Genomic DNA, 21,686 nt, shown 5'->3' with positions numbered 1-21,686 from the left:
AAAAGGCTGGCGCCGGGAATTTCCCTTTGCCAGCCCCTGCCGCGTGCCACAGAGGCACGCGCGGTACCACTTACTTGACGTCGACCTTGGCGCCGGCTTCTTCCAGCTTCTTCTTGGCCTCGTCGGCAGCAGCCTTGTCCACGCCTTCCTTGACGGGCTTCGGTGCGCCATCGACCAGGTCCTTGGCTTCCTTCAGGCCCAGACCGGTGATCTCGCGCACGGCCTTGATCACGCCAACCTTGTTCGAGCCAACTTCGGCCAGAATCACGTTGAACTCGGTCTTTTCTTCAGCAGCGGCGGCACCGCCAGCGCCCGGGGCAGCAGCCACAGCCATGGCAGCAGCCGACACGCCAAACTTCTCTTCGAACGCCTTGACCAGGTCGTTCAGTTCCATCACGGACATCGCGCCAACGGCTTCCAGGATGTCGTCTTTAGTGATTGCCATTTGGATTACTCCTACTAGATTTGATTCGGGATCGGTATTGCGATCTGTCTATGCGGCAGCTCAGGCAGCCGGGGCTTCCGCTTCCGCGGGAGCGCCTTCGGCGTTCTTGGCAGCCAGCGCGGCCAGCAGACGGGCGAAGCCCGACACCGGCGCCTGCATCACGCCAAGCAGCTGAGCGATCAGTTCGTCGCGGCTCGGGATCGAAGCCAGGGCCTTGACGGCGCCAGCATCGAGAACGTTGCCGTTGTACGACCCTGCGCGCAGGACCAGCTTGTCGTTGGTCTTGGCAAAGTCGTTCAGAACCTTGGCCGAGGCCACTGCATCTTCGGAAATACCGTAGATCAGCGGACCCGTCATCTGCTCTGCGAGGCCTGCAAACGGCGTACCTTCGACGGCACGGCGAGCCAGCGTATTCTTCAGAACGCGCAGGTACACGCCTTGCTGACGAGCGGTAGCACGCAGCTTGGTCAGATCGCCAACCGTAATGCCGCGATATTCGGCCACGACGATGGTCTGGGCCTTGGCGACTTGCGCCGAAACCTCAGCAACGACGGCCTTCTTATCTTCAATATTGAGTGGCACGGTTAAGCTCCAAAACGATGCGAATGCGGCGGTTGCCCGTCGCCTCACGCATCAGTCCAAACGAACGGCGTCCGATTGGCCCGAATCCGCCGGAATGCTCCGGCATCATCAATCCCTTCGGGTGCGCCATCTGCGCTGGCGGGCCGGCGGCCATCGGGGCAAGCCCCGCAAGGGCCGACCGATTAAGTCCACGCTGCGTCGGCAGAGCCGTCGCGGTGTGAACACCAGCGGTCTTTGATAACCAGCAACACCTGCCCGGCAAATCTGCCTGGCTGATGCCACTGCCCAAAGCCTTGCGACGATCGCGGCGCCGCCGCGATCCTCAATTCTTCCCCTGGCCGGCGTTATCGGGTTCCGGTCAGGCGGTTGCCGTCAGCTCAGGCTGCCAGCGAGGTCTGTTCGACGCGGACGCCAACGCCCATCGTGGACGACACGGCGACCTTGCGCAGGTACACACCCTTGCTCGTGGCCGGCTTGGCCTTGACCAGGGCGTCCAGCAGGGCGCTCAGGTTGCTCTTCAGCGCAGCGTCTTCGAACGAGCGGCGGCCGATGGTGGCGTGGATGATACCGGCCTTGTCGACACGGAACTGCACCTGACCAGCCTTGGCGTTCTTCACGGCCTGGGCGACGTCCGGCGTCACGGTGCCAACCTTCGGGTTCGGCATCAGGCCGCGCGGGCCCAGGATCTGGCCCAGCGTACCGACGATACGCATCGTGTCCGGCGAGGCGATCACGACGTCGAAGTTCAGGTTACCGGCCTTGACTTGCTCGGCCAGGTCTTCCATGCCCACCACGTCGGCGCCAGCAGCCTTGGCGGCTTCAGCCTTGTCGCCCTGGGCGAACACGGCCACGCGGACGCTCTTGCCGGTACCGGCCGGCAGCACGACGGAACCACGGACAACCTGGTCCGACTTCTTGGCGTCGATGCCCAGTTGCACGGACACGTCGATCGACTCGTCGAACTTCGCCGAGGCGCAGCTCTTGACCAGGCTCAGGGCCTCGTCGATCGGGTAGAACTTGGTGCGCTCGATCTTCGCCTTGTTGGCGGCGACGCGCTTCGAAACCTTAGCCATTTACAGACCCTCCACGGTGATGCCCATCGAACGCGCCGAACCAGCGATCGTACGCACGGCGGCCTCGAGATCGGCAGCGGTGAGATCGGCGTTCTTGGCCTTCGCGATTTCTTCAGCCTGAGCGCGGGTGATCTTGCCAACCTTGTCGGTATGCGGCTTGGCCGAACCCTTGGTCAGGCCGGCTGCCTTCTTGATCAGCACGGTCGCCGGGGGCGACTTCATCACGAACGTGAAGCTCTTGTCGGCGAAGGCGGTAATCACCACCGGCACCGGCAGACCGGGTTCCATACCCTGGGTCTGGGCGTTGAACGCCTTGCAGAACTCCATGATGTTCAGACCACGCTGACCCAGTGCGGGACCAACGGGCGGGGAGGGATTTGCCTTACCAGCCGGAATCTGCAGCTTGATAAAGCCAATGATCTTCTTGGCCATCTCTACTCCAATCCGGATCCGTTCCTGTTGCGGAATCAGATCCTGTTGAGTCGTAACGCGCTATCGTCATGCCGGGCATGACCTCACGCTCCTCTTGAGCGCCCTTGCGGACCGCTCCATCCGCCCGGCGCCGCCTCAGGGGCTGCGCCGGACAAAATCCTTAAACCTTCTCGACCTGGCCGAACTCGAGCTCCACCGGCGTGGCACGTCCGAAGATCGTGACCGTCACGCGCAGGCGCGACTTTTCGTAGTTCACTTCCTCGACGTTACCGTTGAAGTCTGTGAACGGGCCGTCCTTGACGCGGACCATCTCGCCCACTTCGAACAGCGTCTTGGGACGCGGCTTCTCGACCCCTTCCTGCATCTGGGTCATGATCTTGTCCACTTCCCGCTGCGAGATCGGGCTCGGGCGATTGCGTGCGCCGCCCACGAAACCGGTCACCTTGCTGGTGTTCTTCACCAGGTGCCACGTCTCGTCGGTCATTTCCATTTCCACCAGCACGTAGCCGGGGAAGAAACGACGCTCGGTCACGGACTTGTGGCCGCCCTTGATCTCGACCACTTCTTCGGAGGGCACCAGGATGCGGCCGAACTTGTCCTGCATCTCGGCGCGCTCGATGCGCTCCTGCAGCGCGCGCTGCACGCTCTTTTCCATGCCGGAGTAGGCGTGCACCACGTACCAGCGCTTCTTCGAAGCGGGCGATTCTGCGGCCGTGGTTTCCTGCTGAGCGTTATCCGTCATGTGCTACCTCTTATTTCCAGCCCAGGACGAGCGAAAAGATGACCCACTCGATGAGCTTGTCGGCCGACCACAGGAACAGCGCCATGATCACCACGAAGGCAAACACGAGCCCGGTCATCTGACCGGCTTCCTTGCGCGTCGGCCAGACGACCTTGCGAACTTCTCGGTACGACTCACGCGCAAAACCCACAAAGTCCTTGCCCGGCGCGGAGACCAGCGCCACCACGACGCCAAGGGCGAGGCCAGCAAAAAGCGCGGCGCCACGGACGTACGACGGCTGCTGGGCCAGCGCGTAGAAACCGATGACTCCGGCGACCACCAGGAGTACCGCGACCACAAGCATCCACTTGCCGGTCGAGGCGCCTACGGTTTCGACATTGGGATTAGCCATGTTTCGCAAACGAGACTAAGCCGCGTCACAGGTATTCCTGCGACGCGGCTGATTGATTTGGCAGGGGCAGAGGGAATCGAACCCCCAACCTTCGGTTTTGGAGACCGACGCTCTGCCAGTTGAGCTATACCCCTAAAACAACTGTAGGGCCGGCTTCACGCCAACCCCTCTGGCAAACGAACGCGACTGGTTGGTGCCGCGTTCGCCAGTTCGACCTGAAAATCAGTCGAGGATCTTTGCCACAACGCCGGCGCCGACGGTACGGCCGCCTTCGCGGATGGCGAAGCGCAGGCCTTCTTCCATGGCGATCGGGGCGATCAGCTTGACGGTGATCGACACGTTGTCACCCGGCATGACCATTTCCTTGTCCTTCGGCAGCTCGATCGAGCCGGTCACGTCGGTCGTGCGGAAGTAGAACTGCGGGCGATAGTTGTTGAAGAACGGCGTGTGACGGCCGCCTTCGTCCTTCGACAGGATGTACACCTCGCCGGTGAAGTGCGTGTGCGGCTTGATCGAGCCCGGCTTGCACAGGACCTGACCACGCTCCACGTCTTCGCGCTTCGTGCCGCGCAGCAGCAGACCGACGTTGTCGCCAGCCTGGCCCTGGTCCAGCAGCTTGCGGAACATTTCCACGCCCGTGCAGGTCGTCTTCACCGTCGGGCGGATACCCACGATTTCGATTTCCTCACCGACCTTCACCACGCCGCGCTCGATACGGCCGGTCACCACGGTACCGCGGCCCGAGATCGAGAACACGTCTTCCACCGGCATCAGGAACGTACCGTCCACGGCGCGCTCCGGCGTCGGGATGTACGTGTCCAGCGCTTCGGCCAGGCGCATGATCGCTTCTTCGCCCAGGTCGCCCTTGTCGCCTTCCAGCGCCAGCTTGGCCGAACCCTTCACGATCGGCGTGTCGTCGCCCGGGAAGTCGTACTTGCTCAGCAGCTCGCGCACTTCCATTTCCACCAGCTCGAGCAGCTCGGCGTCGTCCACCATGTCGCACTTGTTCAGGAACACGATGATGTACGGCACGCCAACCTGACGGGCCAGCAGGATGTGCTCGCGCGTCTGCGGCATCGGGCCGTCAGCGGCCGAGCACACCAGGATGGCGCCGTCCATCTGCGCGGCGCCCGTGATCATGTTCTTCACGTAGTCGGCGTGGCCCGGGCAGTCAACGTGGGCGTAGTGGCGGTTGGCCGTCTCGTATTCCACGTGCGCGGTGTTGATCGTGATGCCGCGTGCCTTTTCTTCCGGCGCAGCGTCGATCTCGTCGTACTTCTTGGCGGCGCCACCGAACTTCGCAGCCAGCACCGTGGCAATCGCTGCCGTCAGCGTCGTCTTGCCGTGGTCAACGTGACCAATCGTACCTACGTTCACGTGCGGCTTGGTCCGCTCGAACTTTTCCTTTGCCATTTCGCGACTCCTGTCTCGGTAGCAATTGCCAGTGCGGGTATTGATGGTGCCCATGGGCAGGATCGAACTGCCGACCTCTCCCTTACCAAGGGAGTGCTCTACCACTGAGCCACATGGGCGAATCTTGACTTACTTCTGCGACGGCAACCTGGGCACTGGAGCGGGTGAAGGGAATCGAACCCTCGTCGTAAGCTTGGAAGGCTTCTGCTCTACCATTGAGCTACACCCGCCCGGTTACTTCCTGCCTCACCGGCTCAGTCCGGCTGCTGTCTTGCATTCTGGTGGAGAGGGCTGGATTCGAACCAGCGTAGGCGTAAGCCAACAGATTTACAGTCTGCCCCCTTTAGCCACTCGGGCACCTCTCCGCAGAGAACTTGTGATTATGGTTTAACTTGCCGGGGCTGTCAAGCACTTTCCAAGCGGGCTGTGCTGTTGCGGTTACTCCGGAAGCCTGCATTGGCAGCCTGGCGGCAGCCCTGTGCGGACCAGAATCATCGATCTGAAATCGACGCTCTCACCCTATAGGGTCTTGTAAATCGCGCTTTGGCAGCGGCATGGCGGCTGGCCGGCGCCAGCAATCTCGCCGCTGCAAAAGCAAAACCCCCAAGCTTTTGGGCTTGGGGGTTCTGGGTATAAGAGCCTGGCGATGACCTACTTTCACACGGGTAGTCCGCACTATCATCGGCGCAAAGTCGTTTCACGGTCCTGTTCGGGATGGGAAGGGGTGGTTCCAACTCGCTATGGTCACCAGGCATGAGGGGTTGCCGGCGCTGACGTGTGGTCAGCGCGGGCGAATCTGGGTGTAGTAAAGATATGGGGTTGTGCTGTATGCCTGTGGCACAGCGGAACACCAGGTAAAACACACTGGTTATAGGATCAAGCCTTACGGGCAATTAGTACTGGTTAGCTTAACGCATTACTGCGCTTCCACACCCAGCCTATCAACGTCCTGGTCTCGAACGACCCTTCAAGGAGGTCAAGCCTCCAGGGAATCCTCATCTTCAGGCGAGTTTCCCGCTTAGATGCTTTCAGCGGTTATCTCTTCCGTACATAGCTACCCTGCGATGCCTCTGGCGAGACAACAGGTACACCAGCGGTACGTCCACTCCGGTCCTCTCGTACTAGGAGCAGCCCCCGTCAAGATTCCAACGCCCACGGCAGATAGGGACCAAACTGTCTCACGACGTTTTAAACCCAGCTCACGTACCTCTTTAAATGGCGAACAGCCATACCCTTGGGACCGGCTACAGCCCCAGGATGAGATGAGCCGACATCGAGGTGCCAAACACCGCCGTCGATATGAACTCTTGGGCGGTATCAGCCTGTTATCCCCAGAGTACCTTTTATCCGTTGAGCGATGGCCCTTCCATTCAGAACCACCGGATCACTATGTCCTGCTTTCGCACCTGCTCGACTTGTCGGTCTCGCAGTTAAGCACGCTTTTGCCATTGCACTTTAGGTACGATGTCCGACCGTACCAAGCGTACCTTCGAACTCCTCCGTTACACTTTGGGAGGAGACCGCCCCAGTCAAACTGCCTACCATGCACTGTCCCCGACCCGGATTCACGGGCCAAGGTTAGAACCTCAAACAAACCAGGGTGGTATTTCAAGGACGGCTCCACGTGAACTAGCGTCCACGCTTCAAAGCCTCCCACCTATCCTACACAGATCGGTTCAAAGTCCAATGCAAAGCTACAGTAAAGGTTCATGGGGTCTTTCCGTCTAGCCGCGGGGAGATTGCATCATCACAAACACTTCAACTTCGCTGAGTCTCGGGAGGAGACAGTGTGGCCATCGTTACGCCATTCGTGCAGGTCGGAACTTACCCGACAAGGAATTTCGCTACCTTAGGACCGTTATAGTTACGGCCGCCGTTTACCGGGACTTCAATCAAGAGCTTGCACCCCATCATTTAATCTTCCGGCACCGGGCAGGCGTCACACCCTATACGTCCACTTTCGTGTTTGCAGAGTGCTGTGTTTTTATTAAACAGTCGCAGCCACCATTTTATTGCAACCCCTTCACCCTTCTGGCGCAGGCCAGTCAAGCTACCAGGGCGTACCTTATCCCGAAGTTACGGTACCAATTTGCCGAGTTCCTTCTCCCGAGTTCTCTCAAGCGCCTTAGAATACTCATCTCGCCCACCTGTGTCGGTTTGCGGTACGGTCTCGTATGACTGAAGCTTAGAGGCTTTTCTTGGAACCACTTCCAATTGCTTCGCAGCACTAGGCCGCTCGCCCCGCATCCTTGAATTCCGCGCCCGGATTTGCCTAAGCGCCTTCTCCAATGCAGGGACCGGGACTTCCAACACCCGGACAACCTTCCGCGATCCGTCCCCCCATCGCATCATACGACGGTGCAGGAATATTAACCTGCTTCCCATCAGCTACGCATCTCTGCCTCGCCTTAGGGGCCGACTCACCCTACGCCGATGAACGTTGCATAGGAAACCTTGGGCTTACGGCGAGGGGGCCTTTCACCCCCTTTATCGCTACTCATGTCAGCATTCGCACTTCTGATACCTCCAGCATCCTTTACAAGACACCTTCACAGGCTTACAGAACGCTCTCCTACCACGCGCTTGCGCGCGTCCGCAGCTTCGGTGACTGGCTTAGCCCCGTTACATCTTCCGCGCAGGACGACTCGATCAGTGAGCTATTACGCTTTCTTTAAAGGGTGGCTGCTTCTAAGCCAACCTCCTGACTGTTTTAGCCTTCCCACTTCGTTTCCCACTTAGCCATGACTTTGGGACCTTAGCTGGCGGTCTGGGTTGTTTCCCTCTTGACACCGGACGTTAGCACCCGATGTCTGTCTCCCGTGATTGCACTCTTCGGTATTCGGAGTTTGCTATGGCGGGGTAATCAGCAATAGACCCCCCAACCATGACAGTGCTCTACCCCCGAAGGTGAGACACGAGGCACTACCTAAATAGTTTTCGGAGAGAACCAGCTATTTCCAGATTTGTTTAGCCTTTCACCCCTATCCACAGCTCATCCCCTAACTTTTCAACGTTAGTGGGTTCGGTCCTCCAGTACGTGTTACCGCACCTTCAACCTGGCCATGGATAGATCATCTGGTTTCGGGTCTACACCCAGCGACTCAACGCCCTGTTCGGACTCGCTTTCGCTACGCCTTCCCTAATCGGTTAAGCTTGCCACTGAATGTAAGTCGCTGACCCATTATACAAAAGGTACGCCGTCACCCGTTGCCAGGCTCCGACTGTTTGTATGCATGCGGTTTCAGGATCTATTTCACTCCCCTCCCGGGGTTCTTTTCGCCTTTCCCTCACGGTACTGGTTCACTATCGGTCGATCACGAGTATTTAGCCTTGGAGGATGGTCCCCCCATCTTCAGACAGGATTTCACGTGTCCCGCCCTACTTGTCGTACACCTAGTTCCACAACGCTGTTTTCGCATACAGGGCTATCACCTGCTATGGCCGGGCTTTCCATCCCGTTCTGCTAACAATGCTGCTAAAGAGTACAAGGCTCTTCCCATTTCGTTCGCCACTACTTTGGGAATCTCGGTTGATTTCTGTTCCTGCAGCTACTTAGATGTTTCAGTTCGCCGCGTTCGCTTCCCTTGCCTATGTATTCAGCAAGGGATGACCCATACGGGCCGGGTTTCCCCATTCGGACATCTCCGGATCAAAGCTCGTTTGCCAGCTCCCCGAAGCTTTTCGCAGGCTACCGCGTCCTTCATCGCCTGTGATCGCCAAGGCATCCACCACATGCACTTGTTCGCTTGACCCTATAACGAGTGTGTCTCCACATCCATTACAGGTCTGAGTTCTCGCGTTTGTGCCGTATTCCAAGTCATCTTTCGATCACTTAAATACATTTTGGTTGATACAATCACAACCCGGTATCGCGTACTGCAGCGCGCCTCATCAACGCACTCGCGACACCTTTACTACATCCCATATTGTTAAAGAACAGCCGAGCAAACATGCTCGATGGCAACAGCCAAAGACAAACACTCGCAACCGAGCGCTTCTCTTTGACAACTACCCCAAGGTAAGTGGTGGAGGATGACGGGATCGAACCGACGACCCCCTGCTTGCAAAGCAGGTGCTCTCCCAGCTGAGCTAATCCCCCGGATAACTTGGTGGGTCTGGTAGGACTTGAACCTACGACCCCCGCCTTATCAAGACGGTGCTCTAACCACCTGAGCTACAGACCCTTGGCTGTAACACTCAAACAAACCGATAAGTGTGGACGCTTGACTTGTGAACACAAGCCTCTGGAAAGGAGGTGATCCAGCCGCACCTTCCGATACGGCTACCTTGTTACGACTTCACCCCAGTCATGAACCCTGCCGTGGTAATCGCCCTCCTTGCGGTTAGGCTAACTACTTCTGGCAAAACCCACTCCCATGGTGTGACGGGCGGTGTGTACAAGACCCGGGAACGTATTCACCGCGGCATGCTGATCCGCGATTACTAGCGATTCCAGCTTCACGCAGTCGAGTTGCAGACTGCGATCCGGACTACGATGCGTTTTCTGGGATTAGCTCCCCCTCGCGGGTTGGCAACCCTCTGTACGCACCATTGTATGACGTGTGAAGCCCTACCCATAAGGGCCATGAGGACTTGACGTCATCCCCACCTTCCTCCGGTTTGTCACCGGCAGTCTCTCTAGAGTGCCCTTTCGTAGCAACTAGAGACAAGGGTTGCGCTCGTTGCGGGACTTAACCCAACATCTCACGACACGAGCTGACGACAGCCATGCAGCACCTGTGTCCACTTTCCCTTTCGGGCACCTAATGCATCTCTGCTTCGTTAGTGGCATGTCAAGGGTAGGTAAGGTTTTTCGCGTTGCATCGAATTAATCCACATCATCCACCGCTTGTGCGGGTCCCCGTCAATTCCTTTGAGTTTTAATCTTGCGACCGTACTCCCCAGGCGGTCAACTTCACGCGTTAGCTACGTTACTGAGAAAATGAATCCCCAACAACTAGTTGACATCGTTTAGGGCGTGGACTACCAGGGTATCTAATCCTGTTTGCTCCCCACGCTTTCGTGCATGAGCGTCAGTCACGTCCCAGGGGGCTGCCTTCGCCATCGGTATTCCTCCACATCTCTACGCATTTCACTGCTACACGTGGAATTCTACCCCCCTCTGACGCACTCTAGCCTTGCAGTCACAAGCGCAATTCCCAGGTTAAGCCCGGGGATTTCACGCCTGTCTTACAAAACCGCCTGCGCACGCTTTACGCCCAGTAATTCCGATTAACGCTCGCACCCTACGTATTACCGCGGCTGCTGGCACGTAGTTAGCCGGTGCTTATTCTTCCGGTACCGTCATCCGCCCCAGGTATTAACCAGAACGTTTTCTTTCCGGACAAAAGTGCTTTACAACCCGAAGGCCTTCTTCACACACGCGGCATTGCTGGATCAGGGTTGCCCCCATTGTCCAAAATTCCCCACTGCTGCCTCCCGTAGGAGTCTGGGCCGTGTCTCAGTCCCAGTGTGGCTGATCGTCCTCTCAGACCAGCTACTGATCGTCGCCTTGGTGAGCCTTTACCCCACCAACTAGCTAATCAGACATCGGCCGCTCCTGCTGCGCGAGGCCTTACGGTCCCCCGCTTTCACCCTCAGGTCGTATGCGGTATTAGCTAATCTTTCGACTAGTTATCCCCCACAACAGGGTACGTTCCGATGTATTACTCACCCGTTCGCCACTCGCCGCCAGACCGAAGTCCGCGCTGCCGTTCGACTTGCATGTGTAAGGCATGCCGCCAGCGTTCAATCTGAGCCAGGATCAAACTCTTCAGTTCAATCTCTGTGTGCCCCGAAGGGCTCGCTCTTTCGAGCGGTCGCTCACTCTCAGAAAACTGACTGGCTTAGCTCCGAAGAGCCAAACCAACATGTTTTACTGTGCGAGCACTTGATACTGTTGAAGCAACACCAGGAACCCGAAGTCCCCGGCGGCGTTCGCCATCAAGCGCCCACACTTATCGGTTGTTTGGTTGTTAAAGAACTTCAGCGGGCCGGCTTCGCCGTTCGCTGTCGCTGCGTATTTCGTCGCAGCGGAGAAACGAGATTATGCAGAGCATTCAACGTTTCGTCAACAGGTTTCGCAGAACTTTTTTCCGCCGGCCGGCGCTGGCAAACCTCGCCAACTCCAACCCCCATCGACCCCGCAACCCTTGTCGCTGCTGCGTTTGCAGCGCGGTTCGTGTTGCGAGGGGGCGAATATTAGACGGGTTCCACGCGGTGCGCAAGGGCTTTCTGAAAAAAGGGAAGACGACCCCTGCCGGGCCATCTGTCATAAGCTTTCCGACACTGAATCAATAAGGAGCAGACCGATGGCCATCCGCATCGTCAGGCTTGGCGAAGCGCGTGCCGCGGACGAAGGGCTGCGCATGGGCACCGTGCGACGGCCGCCGCGCGGCGTGCCCAAGGCCGAGTTCGCCAGCCGCGATTTCTATGACGTCTGGTACCCGGTGCTGTCGCCCTCCGCCGACCTGGTGGCCCAGGCGCAGGCGGCAAAGGATCCCAAGGCGTGGCGGGCGTTCGAGAGGCAGTTTCGTGCCGAGATGGCGCAGCCCGACGCCAGCCGCACGCTGGACCTGCTCGCCGCCTTCTCCCACCAGACCAATTTTTCGCTCGGTTGCTATTGCGAGGACGAATCTCACTGCCATCGCTCGATCCTCCGCGCGTTACTGGCTGAACGCGGCGCCGACATCGCCTAGGACGGGCAGGCTATGATGCGAGGCTTCGCCGCGCCGCGCGGGGCGAAGCCTTCCACTGGCCTTATATACGTCGATGGCACTGAACCTCGTCTGGCTCGGATTCTTCCTATTGTCTTTCCTGGCCGCCTGCGTCCGGCTCGTGGCCGGCGATGCCACGGTCTTCCCTGCCCTGCTCGCCAGCCTGTTCGACAGCGCGCGCACCGCGTTCGAGATTTCGCTGGGCCTGGCCGGCGTCATGAGCCTGTGGATCGGCATCATGCGGATCGGCGAACGCGCCGGCGTGATCGACCTCTTTGCCCGGTTGATGAACCCGCTGCTGCGGCACTTCTTTCCGGGCGTCCCCCAGGGCCACCCGGCACAAGGCGCGATGATGATGAACGTGTCCGCCAACATGCTTGGCCTGGACAACGCCGCCACGCCGCTCGGCCTGACCGCGATGCGCGAGCTGCAAACCCTCAACCGCCGGCCCGACGCCGCGACGAACGCGCAGATCATGTTCATCGTGCTCAACACGGCCGGGCTGACGCTGATTCCGACCTCGGTGATCGCCATCCGCCAGGCGCTGGCCGTCAAGCAGGGGCTGGTCGGATTCAACGCGGCCGATATCTTCCTGCCGACACTGCTGGCCACCGGCGCGTCCTGCCTGGCCGGGCTGCTCGCCGTCGCGTGGGTACAGCGGCTGAACCTGTTCAAGCCTGCCGTGCTGATCGCCTTCGCCCTGGCCGGCGCGGCCGTCGCCGGGCTGTTCGTCTGGCTGCGCCATGCCCCGTCCGACCAGGTCAGCCAGATGGCGGCGCTGGCCGGCAGCGGCTTCATCCTGTCGCTGATCATGTTGTTCCTGGTCTGCGGCGCCCTGCGGCGCGTCAATGTCTATGACGCCTTCATCGAAGGCGCCAAGGAAGGTTTCGGCGTCGCGGTGCAGATCATTCCCTATCTGGTCGCCATCCTGGTAGCGATCGGATTATTCCGAGCCAGCGGCTGCATGGACGTGGCGATGCGGGCGCTGACGGCCGGATTCCAGTGGCTGGGCGTCAATACCGATTTCGTCCCGGCCCTGCCGGTCGGGCTGATGAAGATCCTGTCCGGCGCCGGCGCCCGGGGCCTGATGGTCGACGTCATGACCACCTACGGCGTCGATTCCTTCCAGGGCCGGCTCGCCGCGATCATCCAGGGGTCGACCGAGACCACCTTCTATGTGCTGGCTGTCTATTTTGGCAGCGTGAACGTGCGCAATACCCGCCACGCCCTGGGCTGTGCCCTGTTCGCCGATGGGGTCGGACTGGCCGCGGCCGTGTGGATCGCCTACCTCTTCCGCTGAATCCCCCCGCCTGTTGTACGACAACAACGCTGATTGTGCGGTCTTGCAGGCATTTTCACGGCCGAAGCTTGGTGCGTCGCAACAAGTCGTGTATAGTGAAGTCTGTCTCCTCCACCACCTCGGTGGATTCCAACCCGCGCACAACCTGCGCGGGTTTTTTTTTACCCAAAATTTGGGCAATCCCTTGGCTGCCCGCCATCATTCCGTCGCAAAGCTGCCGGAATGGCCTTCCGGCACCCGGGTGGATCACATTTCCCCAAACTGGTGCAACCGAGCACAAGCGACGCGCAAAACGCCGTGATTCCATGGAAATGTTGCGACGCAGCAATAGTGTCCGTAGAGTGGGGTCGGTACTCACCCTGAGACATCCTGCTTCTTTCCGCCCATGCGCCGCCCCCTGCGCCTTCCCTCGTTCTGGCTTGACGCCGCGTTTGTCCAGCGCGGCGTCGTCTATGCGCTGTCGTTCTTCGCCCTGGCCGGCATCGGGTGGCTCACGGGCGACCAGGGTTACCTGTGGTCGGCCACCGCTTCGATCTGGACCTGCCTGGCCGACCGCCAGGGCACCGCGGCTTCCCGCATCCGTGGCCTCGGCGCGGTCGGCATCGGCGGGGCGGCGGCCAGCCTGATTGGTGCCAGCCTGGCGCATTCGCCGCTTGCGGCGCTCGCCGTGGTGATCGCCGCGGGCGTCATCGCCGGGCTGGCCGAATTGCGCGGCCCGGCCGCCGCGCTGTGGTTCAAGCTGCTCTATGTGGTGCTGATCGCCGCCTGCCTGCAGCCGGTAGGCGATGCCGCCGTGCTGGCCCATGCCGGCGCGGCGGCCGTCGATTACCTGCGCGGCGGCGTCTTTGCCTGCCTGATGTGCCTGGTGCTGGTGCCGTCGCAGCGCGATGCGCGCCCGCGCCCCGAAATCATCGCGGTCTACGACGCCCTGCAGCGCTTTGCCGATTGCCTGGCGGCGCCCACGCCCGGCGACACGGCCCCGCACAAGAAGGAAATCCGCGAGCGAATTGAAGCCGGGCGCGCCGCAGTGGCGGCGCGGCGTGGCCTTGTCGATCCGGTCGGCATGCTCCACTACGCCTACTCGCTGGCCGTGGCCGACGCGATGTTCGCGCTGCTGATCGTCGCCGGCGAGCTGCGCGAGCGGGCCGGAGATAACCACGCGCTGCCGCTGGCCTACGCCGCGCGGTGCCTGGCCGATACGCAGGAGCAGGTACGGCAGGCGCTGGCCCGCCATGCCCCGGATCTGCCCGCGCTGAGCGCCATGCTCGACCGCGATGTGCGCCGCCTGATCGGACAGCGTGCCAATGCCGGCGCCCCGCCGGCGTACCAGTCGGCGCTGGCCGCGCTGGCCCAGCATCCGCCGTTCGATCGCTGGCGCGACACCTTCGCATGGCCGAAGGCCGGCCTGGCCACCGTCGTCGACCGGATCGGTCAGGCGCTGGCCGACATTGCCGCCCGCGATGCGCGGGTCACGCGGCACGCGCTGCGCATGGCGTTCGCCGGGGCCTTGAGCCTGCTGCCATCGCAGTTGCTGCAGGTCGACCATGGCTACTGGGTCGCCGTCACCGTGATCATGGTGTTGAGTCCGCGCCTGCAGACCACGCGCCAGATCTCGTTCCAGCGCTTTGCCGGGTCGCTGGCCGGCGCGCTGCTGGCGTGCGCGGTGGGGCTGGCCCATCCCAGCCCGGTGCTGGCCCTGGGACTCAGCGCGCTGGGGCTGGCCGCCGCCTACGCGCTGCGGCTGGCCGGCAGCGCGGGCGGCTTTGCGTTCTGCCTGACGCCGGCGGTCATCCTGTTTTCCTGGCTCGGCGAGCCGGCGTCCAGCAGCAGCCATGTGGCGGCGCTGCGCGGCGTGGATACGGCCATTGGCTGCCTGATCGCGCTGGCGAGCTATTACGTGCTGGCGCCGCGCGCGGAGCTGTCGCGCGCCTATCGGCACACGCTCGATGCGCTGTCGGTCAACGCGGTCTATCTGCGCGCCGCCATCAGCAGCGCGCGGACCGTCACGCCGGCCCGGATGCGGCTGGAGGCGCTGCGCGTGGCGGCCGGCCGGGCGTCGACGCGGGCCGAGGAGACGCTGGCACAGTGCGCCGGCGATCTCGACGCGCAGTTGGGCGCCGCCCACGTGGCGCTGCATGCCACGGCCCGGCGCATGGCGTCGCTGGCCGGGCTGGTCCGGGCGGGCGCCGAATCGGGCGAGCCCCACGCGCTGCCGGGGCCGGCCATCCAGACCCTGCTGTCCGATCTGGAAACCCGGCTGGCCGAAGTGGCCGTGCGGCCGGGCCGCACCGGCGTCAGCGCTGCCGTGGCGCCGGCGCGCCGGATGCCGCTGACGCCGTCCGACCCGTTGTTCGAACAGTTCCTGGCCGAGCAGTGCACCTATGCGGACGGCCATATCGACGCCGCCCACGACACCGTCGCCCGCCTGCGCCGGCTGGCGGCCGAGCAGGCCATGGCGCGGCGCGTGCGCCTGCCCGGCGCCGCCGCAGGTTGATCCAGCACCCGGTGCGCGGCTTGCCAGGCATCGGTAATTGCCTATATTGAAAGGATATTCGCGGTTTCCCCGTTCCCGGCAAGACGAGGTATGCCATGGCCGATATCACCTTTCCCACCAGCGTTCCCACCTACTGCGGGGCCAGCCTGACGCTGTCCTGTCCCGCCACGGTCAACGGCAACTGGTCGCAATATTCGGTCACGGCGGAGGCGCTGGAAGCCTATTGCGGGGCGCAATCGCCACGCGAGGAGGATCTTGTGCGGGCGTTCACGACCAACCGCAAGCGGATCGAGCAACTGGCCGAAACGCTATTCGAGCTGACCGAGGCACGCGAGATCGTGCTGCGCGGCGGACATTTCCGCTTTGCCGGATGATGGCTGGCTAATGGCAGCCTGACCCCCGGCCGCCCGCCGCGCGGTGGCGCGACGCCGTCAGTCGGCCGCTGCCTCGCCGCGTACCAGCAGCACCGGCATGGTCGATTGCCGAATCACGGCCTCGGCCACGCTGCCCAGCACCAGCCGGCGCACGCCGCGTCGGCCATGGGTACCGATCACCAGCAGGTCGGCGCCCCATTCGCTGGCGGCCGCGTTGATCGACCCGGCGATATCGCCAATGACGGCCGGCTCCGTCACGAGCCGCGTCTCGAATGCCACGCCCGCGTTGCCCAGCAGTTGCCCGGCCGATTCCAGCGCCTTCTTGCCGCTGTCCACGTAGGCCCGTTCGATCTGCGTCGGGTCGTAGAAACCGGCATCGAACAGCATGACGCCGTTGTCGACCACGTAGAGCGCCAGGATCGTACCGCCGCCCCCGCTGGCCACGCGAATCGCCTCTTGCAGCGCCAGGTCGGACGTGCTGCTGCCGTCCACTGCCACCGCGATCTTGCTGTAAGCCTTGCCAGACATCGTCATGCCCTCCGTGAAGAAGATGAAGTTCGATACTACACGTGGCGCCGGCCTCACGTGTTGATCAGGTTTTGTCGCGCCTGTCCATCGTACAAACCTTAAATTGACCGACCGGTCGGTTTATCTATATAGTAGCCAGACTGCCCGATCCCACTACCCATACCAATCAGCGATCGGCCCCCGCCAAAGACGAGTCAAGGAGACGCGATGTACACACAGAGCCTCGACCTCCCCGGCCAGCCCCAGCCGGCGCCCGACGCGCCGCATGCCGACGCTGGCGCCAGACAGGCCGCCTTCGACGCCCGCATGGCCGAGGACGGCAAGATCGAGCCGATGGACTGGATGCCCGAGGCGTACCGGAAAACGCTGGTGCGCCAGATCTCGCAGCACGCGCATTCCGAGATCATCGGCATGCAGCCGGAAGGCAACTGGATCAGCCGCGCGCCGTCGCTCAAGCGCAAGGCCATCCTGCTGGCCAAGGTGCAGGACGAAGCCGGCCACGGCCTCTATCTATATAGCGCGGCCGAGACGCTGAACGCCTCGCGCGACGACCTGGTCGATGCGCTGCACACCGGCCGCGCCAAGTATTCGTCGATCTTCAACTACCCCACGCTCACCTGGGCCGATGTCGGCGTGATCGGCTGGCTGGTGGATGGCGCGGCGATCATGAACCAGATTCCGCTGTGCCGCTGCTCGTACGGGCCGTACGCGCGGGCGATGATCCGCATCTGCAAGGAGGAATCGTTCCACCAGCGCCAGGGCTTTGACGCGCTGCTGGCGATGATGCGCGGCACCGAGGCCCAGCGCGCCATGGTGCAGGACGCCGTGGACCGCTGGTGGTTTCCGGTGCTGATGATGTTCGGCCCGCCCGACGCCGCCTCCACCAACAGCGCCCAGACGATGGCCTGGGGCATCAAGCGGATCTCGAACGACGACCTGCGGCAGAAGTTTGTCGACGCCACGGTGGAGCAGGCCAAGGTGCTCGGCGTGACGCTGCCCGACCCCGGCCTGGTCTGGAATGCCGACCGCGCCCACTACGACTACAGCCCGCTCGACTGGGACGAATTCTGGCGCGTGATCAACGGCGACGGCCCGTGCAACCGCGAGCGGCTGGCCACGCGCGTCAAGGCGCACCAGGACGGCGCGTGGGTGCGCGAAGCCGCGCTGGCCCATGCCGAAAAGCGCGCCCGGCGCGCCATCGCCGGCCAGACCGCCCAGGCCGCCTGACGCGCCGGCCAAGGAGACCACCATGACACAACAGAAGGAATGGCCGCTGTGGGAAGTCTTTGTCCGCAGCAAGCAGGGCCTGGAACACAAGCATTGCGGCAGCCTGCACGCCGCCGACGCGCAGCAGGCGCTGCACATGGCGCGCGACGTCTACACGCGCCGGCAGGAAGGCGTGTCGATCTGGGTGGTGCCGTCGTCGGCCATCACGGCCAGTGCGCCGGCCGAGAAAGCCGAGCTTTTCGACCCGGCCGCCGACAAGATCTACCGCCACCCCACGTTCTACCAGTTGCCCGACGAAGTGAACCACATGTAAGGCCGGCCCCATGACGCAAACCCTGGTCAACGACGGCGCCGCCGCCCTGGCGCGCCTGCCCCTGGCGCAGACCGCGCCGCTGCAGTACGTGCTGCGCCTGGCCGACAACGCGCTGGTCCTGGGCCAGCGCAACGCCGAATGGTGCGGCCACGGCCCGGTGCTGGAAGAAGACATCGCGCTGGCCAACATCAGCCTGGACCTGATCGGCCAGGCCCGCCTGCTCTACAGCCACGCCGGCGTGCTGGAAGGCCGCCTGACCGGCCGCGCGCGCCACGAGGACGACTACGCCTACTGGCGCCGCGAGTCCGACTTCCGCAACTGGACGCTGCAGGAACTGCCACACCACGGCCCACTGGCCGGCACCGCGCGCGCCGACCGCGACTACGCGGTCACCATCACGCGCAACTTCCTCTACAGCGCGCTGATGGCCGAGCTCTGGCCGGCGCTGGAAGCCAGCCGCGACGCCGACCTGGCGGCCATCGCGGCCAAGTCGGCCAAGGAGGTGCGCTACCACCTGCACCATGCGGCCGACTGGATGGTGCGGCTGGGCGATGGCACGGCGGCTTCGCACGACCGCATGCAGCGTGCGCTGGACCACCTGCTGCCGTACATGAACGAGTGCTTCGCCGTCGATGCCGTGGAGCAGGAAGCCGCCGCGCAGGGCGTGGGCTTGCTGACGGCCGACCTGCGCGAGGCGTGGGACGCCACGGTGACCGCCGTGCTCGACGACGCCACGCTGCGCCGTCCGGCCGCGTCGGACTTTGTTTCCACCGGCAAGCACGGCGTGCATTCCGAACACATGAGCTACCTGCTGGCCGAACTGCAGGGGCTGGCGCGGGCCCATCCGGGCGCGCAGTGGTAAGCGGGAGCCCGCCATGCAGCGCCCTGCCTCGCCGCCAGCCTTGCCGATGACGCCGCCCGCCATCTCGCCGTTCGCGCCCGTGTTCGATGCCGCCCCGGCCAGCGCAGCGCCGGGTACGGCCGACGACCGTCTGGCGCGGGCCTGGGCGGCGCTGGAGGCCGTGCCGGACCCGGAAATCCCCGTGGTGTCGATCCGCGACCTCGGCATCCTGCGCGACGTGGCGCTGGCCGACGACGGCACGACCATCGAGGCCGTGATCACGCCCACCTATTCGGGCTGCCCGGCGATGTCCCAGATCGAGGAAGACGTCGGCCGCGCGCTGCAAGCCGCCGGCCTGGGGCCGTGGCGCGTGCGCACCGTGCTGGCCCCGGCCTGGACCACCGACTGGATCACCGAAGCCGGCCGCGCCAGCCTGCGCGCCTACGGCATCGCGCCGCCCGGGCAGTGCGCGCCGGGCCCGTCGCGACCGGGGGCCGCGCAGCCGCTGCGCTTCGTCCCGCGCGCCGCGCAGCCGGTGGCCATCGCCTGCCCTCACTGCGGCAGCCGGCACACGCAGGAAGTGTCCCGCTTCGCGTCCACGGCCTGCAAGGCGCTGTACCGCTGCCTGGACTGCCGCGAGCCGTTCGACTACTTCAAACCCTACTGAGCACCGCCGGCCATGACTCCCCAGTTCCATCCGCTGCGCGTGGCGCAGGTCCGCCCGGAGACGTCGGACACGGTTTCGATCGCCTTCGACGTGCCGCCCGACCTGCGCGATGCCTACCGCTTCACCCAGGGCCAGTTCCTGACGCTCCGGGCGCCGGTCGACGGCACGGACGTGCGCCGCTCCTATTCGATCTGCTGCGGCGTGCAGGACTACGACGAGCGCGGCGAGCTGCGCGTGGCCGTCAAGCTGGTGGACGACGGCGTCTTCTCCACGTGGCTGCACGACACCGTGGCGGCGGGCCAGACCCTCGACGTGATGACGCCGGACGGCCGCTTCCACGTGCCGCTCGATGCCGGGGCGGCGCGCCACTACGTGGCCTTCGCGGCGGGCAGCGGCATCACGCCGGTGCTGTCGCTGATCCGCACCACGCTGGCCGTGGAGCCCGAGAGCCGTTTCACCTTGATCTACGGCAACCGCAGCGTCGACACGATCATCTTCTCCGAAGCGCTGGAGGACCTGAAGAACCAGTACCTGTCGCGCTTCACGCTGTACCACGTGCTGTCGCGCCAGCCGCAGGAGGTAGACCTGCTGCACGGCCGGCTGGACGGCCCGCGCGTGACCGCCTTCCTGGAAACGCTGCTGCCCGTCGATGACATCGACGCCGCGTTCGTCTGCGGCCCCGCGTCGATGATCGACGAGGTGGAGGCGGCGCTCAAGGCCGCCGGGCTTGACCCGCACAAGATCCACGCCGAGCGCTTTGGCGTGCCGCTGGCGCCCCGGCGCCCTGCCCCGGCCGCATCGGCCGCCCATGCCAGCCACGCCGGCACGGCCGAACTGGTGGTCGTGCTCGACGGCAAGCAGCACAGCATGCGCCTGCCGCTGGAAGACGCAAATGTACTGGACACCGCGCTGGCCGCCGGGCTGGACCTGCCCTATGCGTGCAAGGGCGGCGTCTGCTGTACCTGCCGGGCCAAGGTGCTGGAGGGCCAGGTCGAGATGGAGAAAAACTACACGCTGGAGCCGTGGGAGATGGAAAAGGGCTTCGTGCTGACGTGCCAGGCCCGCGCGCTGACCCCGCGCGTGGTGGTCAGCTACGACGAACGGTGACACGGTGACGCCCGGCCGGTGTCAAGGGGGGCCCGGGCTATGGCGGGAATCCCACATGTCAGACGGCCGCCGATGTCCGTCACACCGCGGGCCGTGATTACAATGGCGGAACACGCTTCATGCGTCGCATCGCCCGACGTGGCGCCGTTCGCCGGCCGGTCCGGCGGGCGCGGCCGGAGGCCCGGAGCCCGTCGCACCCTATACAATCACGGTCATGCAATACATTCATGTCGTCAACGGCGATGTCGCGGGCAATACGCTGCGCCAGGCACTGGCCCAGGCCGCCCGCCCCGACCCGGTGGTCGTCCTGCGCGACGACCTGGCCGTGGGCCCGATCGCCGACGTCGACAGTACCGGCCTGATCCGCTCCGGCTTCTGGCAGCGGGTGGCCCCGCACACCGACATCGACTTCGCCGCCGAGATGCGCCAGGCGCTGGACCAGCTCCAGCAGCTTCGGCGCGACAACATGGAGGTGGCGATCTGGCACGGCCAGAGCGCGTCCGACCAGTTGATGCTGCGCCGGGTGGTCTTCCACCTCTACCAGGCGCCGCAACGCATCAACGAGGTGGCCATGGACCTGCGCGAACTGGAAACCCCGGCCCACGGCAGCTTGACGGCCATCGGCATGTACCCGGCGGCCCGCCTGGCGCGGCGGTTCTCGACCATCGCGCCGGTATCGGTGCTGCGCCTGGGCCGGCTGGGCTACGAGTGGCAGCAGAACGTCAAGGAAAACGCCGACGTGCGGCTCTGGAAGGGCAATACGCTGGTGCCGGCCGCCTATCACAACGTCGACGACGTGATCCAGGACCGCGCCCCGGCCGAGTGGACGCCCGCCGCGCAGGTCGTCGGCAGCGTCATGGGCGCCATCGAGGGCCTGCTGGCCAGCGACTGGTTCGTGTTCTGGCGCTGCCGCGAACTGGTCAGCACCGGCCAACTGCAGTTGCGCGGCAACCCCGAAAGCCTGGATTCCTGCGAACTCCGCCGCCACCACGCCGCCAGCAGCGCCGATTGACGCCGTACCGATAACAGCACAACAGGCGG

18 protein-coding genes, 6 tRNA genes and 3 rRNA genes are annotated in these 21,686 nt (G+C 63.5%); 10 read left to right on the top strand and 17 right to left on the bottom strand.

All coding sequences use genetic code 11. From position 1 onward, the window contains the following. Nucleotides 1–70: 70 nt before the first annotated feature. The 16 genes from rplL to EHF44_RS06555 form a co-directional block, all read right to left on the bottom strand. Complete coding sequence (rplL, locus tag EHF44_RS06630) at nucleotides 71–445, bottom strand: 50S ribosomal protein L7/L12 (RefSeq protein ID WP_124683018.1); 375 nt, start codon at nucleotides 443–445, stop codon at nucleotides 71–73. 60 nt (nucleotides 446–505) lie between these two features. Next, nucleotides 506–1,027, bottom strand: a complete 522-nt coding sequence (rplJ, locus tag EHF44_RS06625) for a 50S ribosomal protein L10 (RefSeq protein ID WP_124683017.1) — start codon at nucleotides 1,025–1,027, stop codon at nucleotides 506–508. A 377-nt stretch (nucleotides 1,028–1,404) separates the two neighbouring features. After that, nucleotides 1,405–2,100, bottom strand: coding sequence for a 50S ribosomal protein L1 (gene rplA / locus EHF44_RS06620; RefSeq protein WP_124683016.1), 696 nt, complete (start codon nucleotides 2,098–2,100; stop codon nucleotides 1,405–1,407). After that, nucleotides 2,101–2,532, bottom strand: a complete 432-nt coding sequence (gene rplK / locus EHF44_RS06615) for a 50S ribosomal protein L11 (RefSeq protein ID WP_124683015.1) — start codon at nucleotides 2,530–2,532, stop codon at nucleotides 2,101–2,103. A 160-nt stretch (nucleotides 2,533–2,692) separates the two neighbouring features. Next, entirely contained in the window at nucleotides 2,693–3,274 is a 582-nt protein-coding gene (nusG, locus tag EHF44_RS06610; protein ID WP_124683014.1) for a transcription termination/antitermination protein NusG, read from the bottom strand. Nucleotides 3,275–3,284: 10 nt separating this feature from the next. Continuing rightward, nucleotides 3,285–3,665, bottom strand: a complete 381-nt coding sequence (secE, locus tag EHF44_RS06605) for a preprotein translocase subunit SecE (RefSeq protein ID WP_124683013.1) — start codon at nucleotides 3,663–3,665, stop codon at nucleotides 3,285–3,287. 58 nt (nucleotides 3,666–3,723) lie between these two features. After that, a tRNA-Trp gene (locus tag EHF44_RS06600) sits at nucleotides 3,724–3,799 on the bottom strand. Between the two features lie 88 nt (nucleotides 3,800–3,887). Then, nucleotides 3,888–5,078 (bottom strand): elongation factor Tu, encoded by a 1,191-nt coding sequence (gene tuf, locus EHF44_RS06595; protein WP_124683012.1) that lies wholly within the window; start codon nucleotides 5,076–5,078, stop codon nucleotides 3,888–3,890. A 44-nt stretch (nucleotides 5,079–5,122) separates the two neighbouring features. Further along, a tRNA-Thr gene (locus tag EHF44_RS06590) sits at nucleotides 5,123–5,197 on the bottom strand. A gap of 37 nt (nucleotides 5,198–5,234) precedes the next feature. After that, nucleotides 5,235–5,308: transfer RNA gene (locus EHF44_RS06585), tRNA-Gly, on the bottom strand. A gap of 49 nt (nucleotides 5,309–5,357) precedes the next feature. After that, a tRNA-Tyr gene (locus EHF44_RS06580) sits at nucleotides 5,358–5,443 on the bottom strand. Nucleotides 5,444–5,716: 273 nt separating this feature from the next. After that, nucleotides 5,717–5,830 (bottom strand): 5S ribosomal RNA (gene rrf, locus EHF44_RS06575). A 120-nt stretch (nucleotides 5,831–5,950) separates the two neighbouring features. Continuing rightward, nucleotides 5,951–8,830 (bottom strand): 23S ribosomal RNA (locus tag EHF44_RS06570). 271 nt (nucleotides 8,831–9,101) lie between these two features. Beyond that, a tRNA-Ala gene (locus EHF44_RS06565) sits at nucleotides 9,102–9,177 on the bottom strand. 8 nt (nucleotides 9,178–9,185) lie between these two features. Then, nucleotides 9,186–9,262 (bottom strand) — tRNA-Ile (locus tag EHF44_RS06560). A gap of 64 nt (nucleotides 9,263–9,326) precedes the next feature. Then, nucleotides 9,327–10,858: ribosomal RNA gene (locus EHF44_RS06555) — 16S ribosomal RNA — on the bottom strand. Together the 16S, 23S and 5S rRNA genes with 5 tRNA genes alongside form the textbook arrangement of a ribosomal RNA operon. Before the next feature lie 531 nt (nucleotides 10,859–11,389). Between EHF44_RS06555 and EHF44_RS06550 the strand changes: the two genes are divergently transcribed. From EHF44_RS06550 to EHF44_RS06535, 4 genes are all read left to right on the top strand, one after another. After that, complete coding sequence (locus tag EHF44_RS06550) at nucleotides 11,390–11,776, top strand: DUF488 domain-containing protein (protein WP_124683011.1); 387 nt, start codon at nucleotides 11,390–11,392, stop codon at nucleotides 11,774–11,776. Nucleotides 11,777–11,849: 73 nt separating this feature from the next. After that, complete coding sequence (locus EHF44_RS06545) at nucleotides 11,850–13,094, top strand: nucleoside recognition domain-containing protein (protein ID WP_124683010.1); 1,245 nt, start codon at nucleotides 11,850–11,852, stop codon at nucleotides 13,092–13,094. A 385-nt stretch (nucleotides 13,095–13,479) separates the two neighbouring features. Beyond that, entirely contained in the window at nucleotides 13,480–15,588 is a 2,109-nt protein-coding gene (locus tag EHF44_RS06540; protein ID WP_124683009.1) for an FUSC family protein, read from the top strand. Nucleotides 15,589–15,683: 95 nt separating this feature from the next. After that, complete coding sequence (locus tag EHF44_RS06535) at nucleotides 15,684–15,962, top strand: DUF1488 domain-containing protein (protein ID WP_124683008.1); 279 nt, start codon at nucleotides 15,684–15,686, stop codon at nucleotides 15,960–15,962. 57 nt (nucleotides 15,963–16,019) lie between these two features. Here EHF44_RS06535 and EHF44_RS06530 read toward each other — a convergent pair whose 3' ends face one another. Further along, on the bottom strand, nucleotides 16,020–16,490 hold the full coding sequence (locus tag EHF44_RS06530; RefSeq protein WP_124683007.1) for a universal stress protein: 471 nt from the start codon (nucleotides 16,488–16,490) through the stop codon (nucleotides 16,020–16,022). A 207-nt stretch (nucleotides 16,491–16,697) separates the two neighbouring features. Between EHF44_RS06530 and paaA the strand changes: the two genes are divergently transcribed. The 6 genes from paaA to EHF44_RS06500 all read left to right on the top strand — a co-directional run bounded on the left by paaA (nucleotide 16,698) and on the right by EHF44_RS06500 (nucleotide 21,657). Then, nucleotides 16,698–17,717: a 1,2-phenylacetyl-CoA epoxidase subunit PaaA gene (gene paaA, locus EHF44_RS06525; RefSeq protein ID WP_124683006.1), complete on the top strand. Its 1,020-nt coding sequence runs from the start codon at nucleotides 16,698–16,700 to the stop codon at nucleotides 17,715–17,717. A 22-nt stretch (nucleotides 17,718–17,739) separates the two neighbouring features. Continuing rightward, nucleotides 17,740–18,030, top strand: coding sequence for a 1,2-phenylacetyl-CoA epoxidase subunit PaaB (gene paaB, locus EHF44_RS06520; protein ID WP_124683005.1), 291 nt, complete (start codon nucleotides 17,740–17,742; stop codon nucleotides 18,028–18,030). A gap of 10 nt (nucleotides 18,031–18,040) precedes the next feature. Further along, nucleotides 18,041–18,892: a 1,2-phenylacetyl-CoA epoxidase subunit PaaC gene (gene paaC, locus EHF44_RS06515; protein WP_124683004.1), complete on the top strand. Its 852-nt coding sequence runs from the start codon at nucleotides 18,041–18,043 to the stop codon at nucleotides 18,890–18,892. 13 nt (nucleotides 18,893–18,905) lie between these two features. Continuing rightward, nucleotides 18,906–19,538, top strand: coding sequence for a 1,2-phenylacetyl-CoA epoxidase subunit PaaD (gene paaD / locus EHF44_RS06510; RefSeq protein WP_437340318.1), 633 nt, complete (start codon nucleotides 18,906–18,908; stop codon nucleotides 19,536–19,538). Nucleotides 19,539–19,550: 12 nt separating this feature from the next. Continuing rightward, the gene (paaE, locus tag EHF44_RS06505) at nucleotides 19,551–20,645 is read left to right on the top strand and encodes a 1,2-phenylacetyl-CoA epoxidase subunit PaaE (RefSeq protein ID WP_124683003.1); all 1,095 of its coding nucleotides are present in this window, start codon (nucleotides 19,551–19,553) and stop codon (nucleotides 20,643–20,645) included. 214 nt (nucleotides 20,646–20,859) lie between these two features. After that, nucleotides 20,860–21,657: a DUF1835 domain-containing protein gene (locus EHF44_RS06500; protein WP_124683002.1), complete on the top strand. Its 798-nt coding sequence runs from the start codon at nucleotides 20,860–20,862 to the stop codon at nucleotides 21,655–21,657. Nucleotides 21,658–21,686 lie beyond the last annotated feature (29 nt).

Origin of the sequence: Cupriavidus pauculus (genome assembly GCF_003854935.1) — a bacterium.
Lineage (GTDB): Bacteria > Pseudomonadota > Gammaproteobacteria > Burkholderiales > Burkholderiaceae > Cupriavidus > Cupriavidus pauculus_C.
Note: the sequence above shows the minus strand (reverse complement) of the source record. Positions and strands in the feature narration are given on the sequence as shown.

Coding starts and splice junctions, on each gene's coding strand:
- rplL (WP_124683018.1), bottom strand. CDS start 445: ATGGCAATCACTAAAGACGACATCCTGGAAGCCGTTGGCGCGATGTCC.
- rplA (WP_124683016.1), bottom strand. CDS start 2,100: ATGGCTAAGGTTTCGAAGCGCGTCGCCGCCAACAAGGCGAAGATCGAG.
- rplK (WP_124683015.1), bottom strand. CDS start 2,532: ATGGCCAAGAAGATCATTGGCTTTATCAAGCTGCAGATTCCGGCTGGT.
- nusG (WP_124683014.1), bottom strand. CDS start 3,274: ATGACGGATAACGCTCAGCAGGAAACCACGGCCGCAGAATCGCCCGCT.
- secE (WP_124683013.1), bottom strand. CDS start 3,665: ATGGCTAATCCCAATGTCGAAACCGTAGGCGCCTCGACCGGCAAGTGG.
- tuf (WP_124683012.1), bottom strand. CDS start 5,078: ATGGCAAAGGAAAAGTTCGAGCGGACCAAGCCGCACGTGAACGTAGGT.
- EHF44_RS06550 (WP_124683011.1), top strand. CDS start 11,390: ATGGCCATCCGCATCGTCAGGCTTGGCGAAGCGCGTGCCGCGGACGAA.
- EHF44_RS06545 (WP_124683010.1), top strand. CDS start 11,850: ATGGCACTGAACCTCGTCTGGCTCGGATTCTTCCTATTGTCTTTCCTG.
- EHF44_RS06540 (WP_124683009.1), top strand. CDS start 13,480: ATGCGCCGCCCCCTGCGCCTTCCCTCGTTCTGGCTTGACGCCGCGTTT.
- EHF44_RS06535 (WP_124683008.1), top strand. CDS start 15,684: ATGGCCGATATCACCTTTCCCACCAGCGTTCCCACCTACTGCGGGGCC.
- EHF44_RS06530 (WP_124683007.1), bottom strand. CDS start 16,490: ATGTCTGGCAAGGCTTACAGCAAGATCGCGGTGGCAGTGGACGGCAGC.
- paaA (WP_124683006.1), top strand. CDS start 16,698: ATGTACACACAGAGCCTCGACCTCCCCGGCCAGCCCCAGCCGGCGCCC.
- paaB (WP_124683005.1), top strand. CDS start 17,740: ATGACACAACAGAAGGAATGGCCGCTGTGGGAAGTCTTTGTCCGCAGC.
- paaC (WP_124683004.1), top strand. CDS start 18,041: ATGACGCAAACCCTGGTCAACGACGGCGCCGCCGCCCTGGCGCGCCTG.
- paaD (WP_437340318.1), top strand. CDS start 18,906: ATGCAGCGCCCTGCCTCGCCGCCAGCCTTGCCGATGACGCCGCCCGCC.
- paaE (WP_124683003.1), top strand. CDS start 19,551: ATGACTCCCCAGTTCCATCCGCTGCGCGTGGCGCAGGTCCGCCCGGAG.
- EHF44_RS06500 (WP_124683002.1), top strand. CDS start 20,860: ATGCAATACATTCATGTCGTCAACGGCGATGTCGCGGGCAATACGCTG.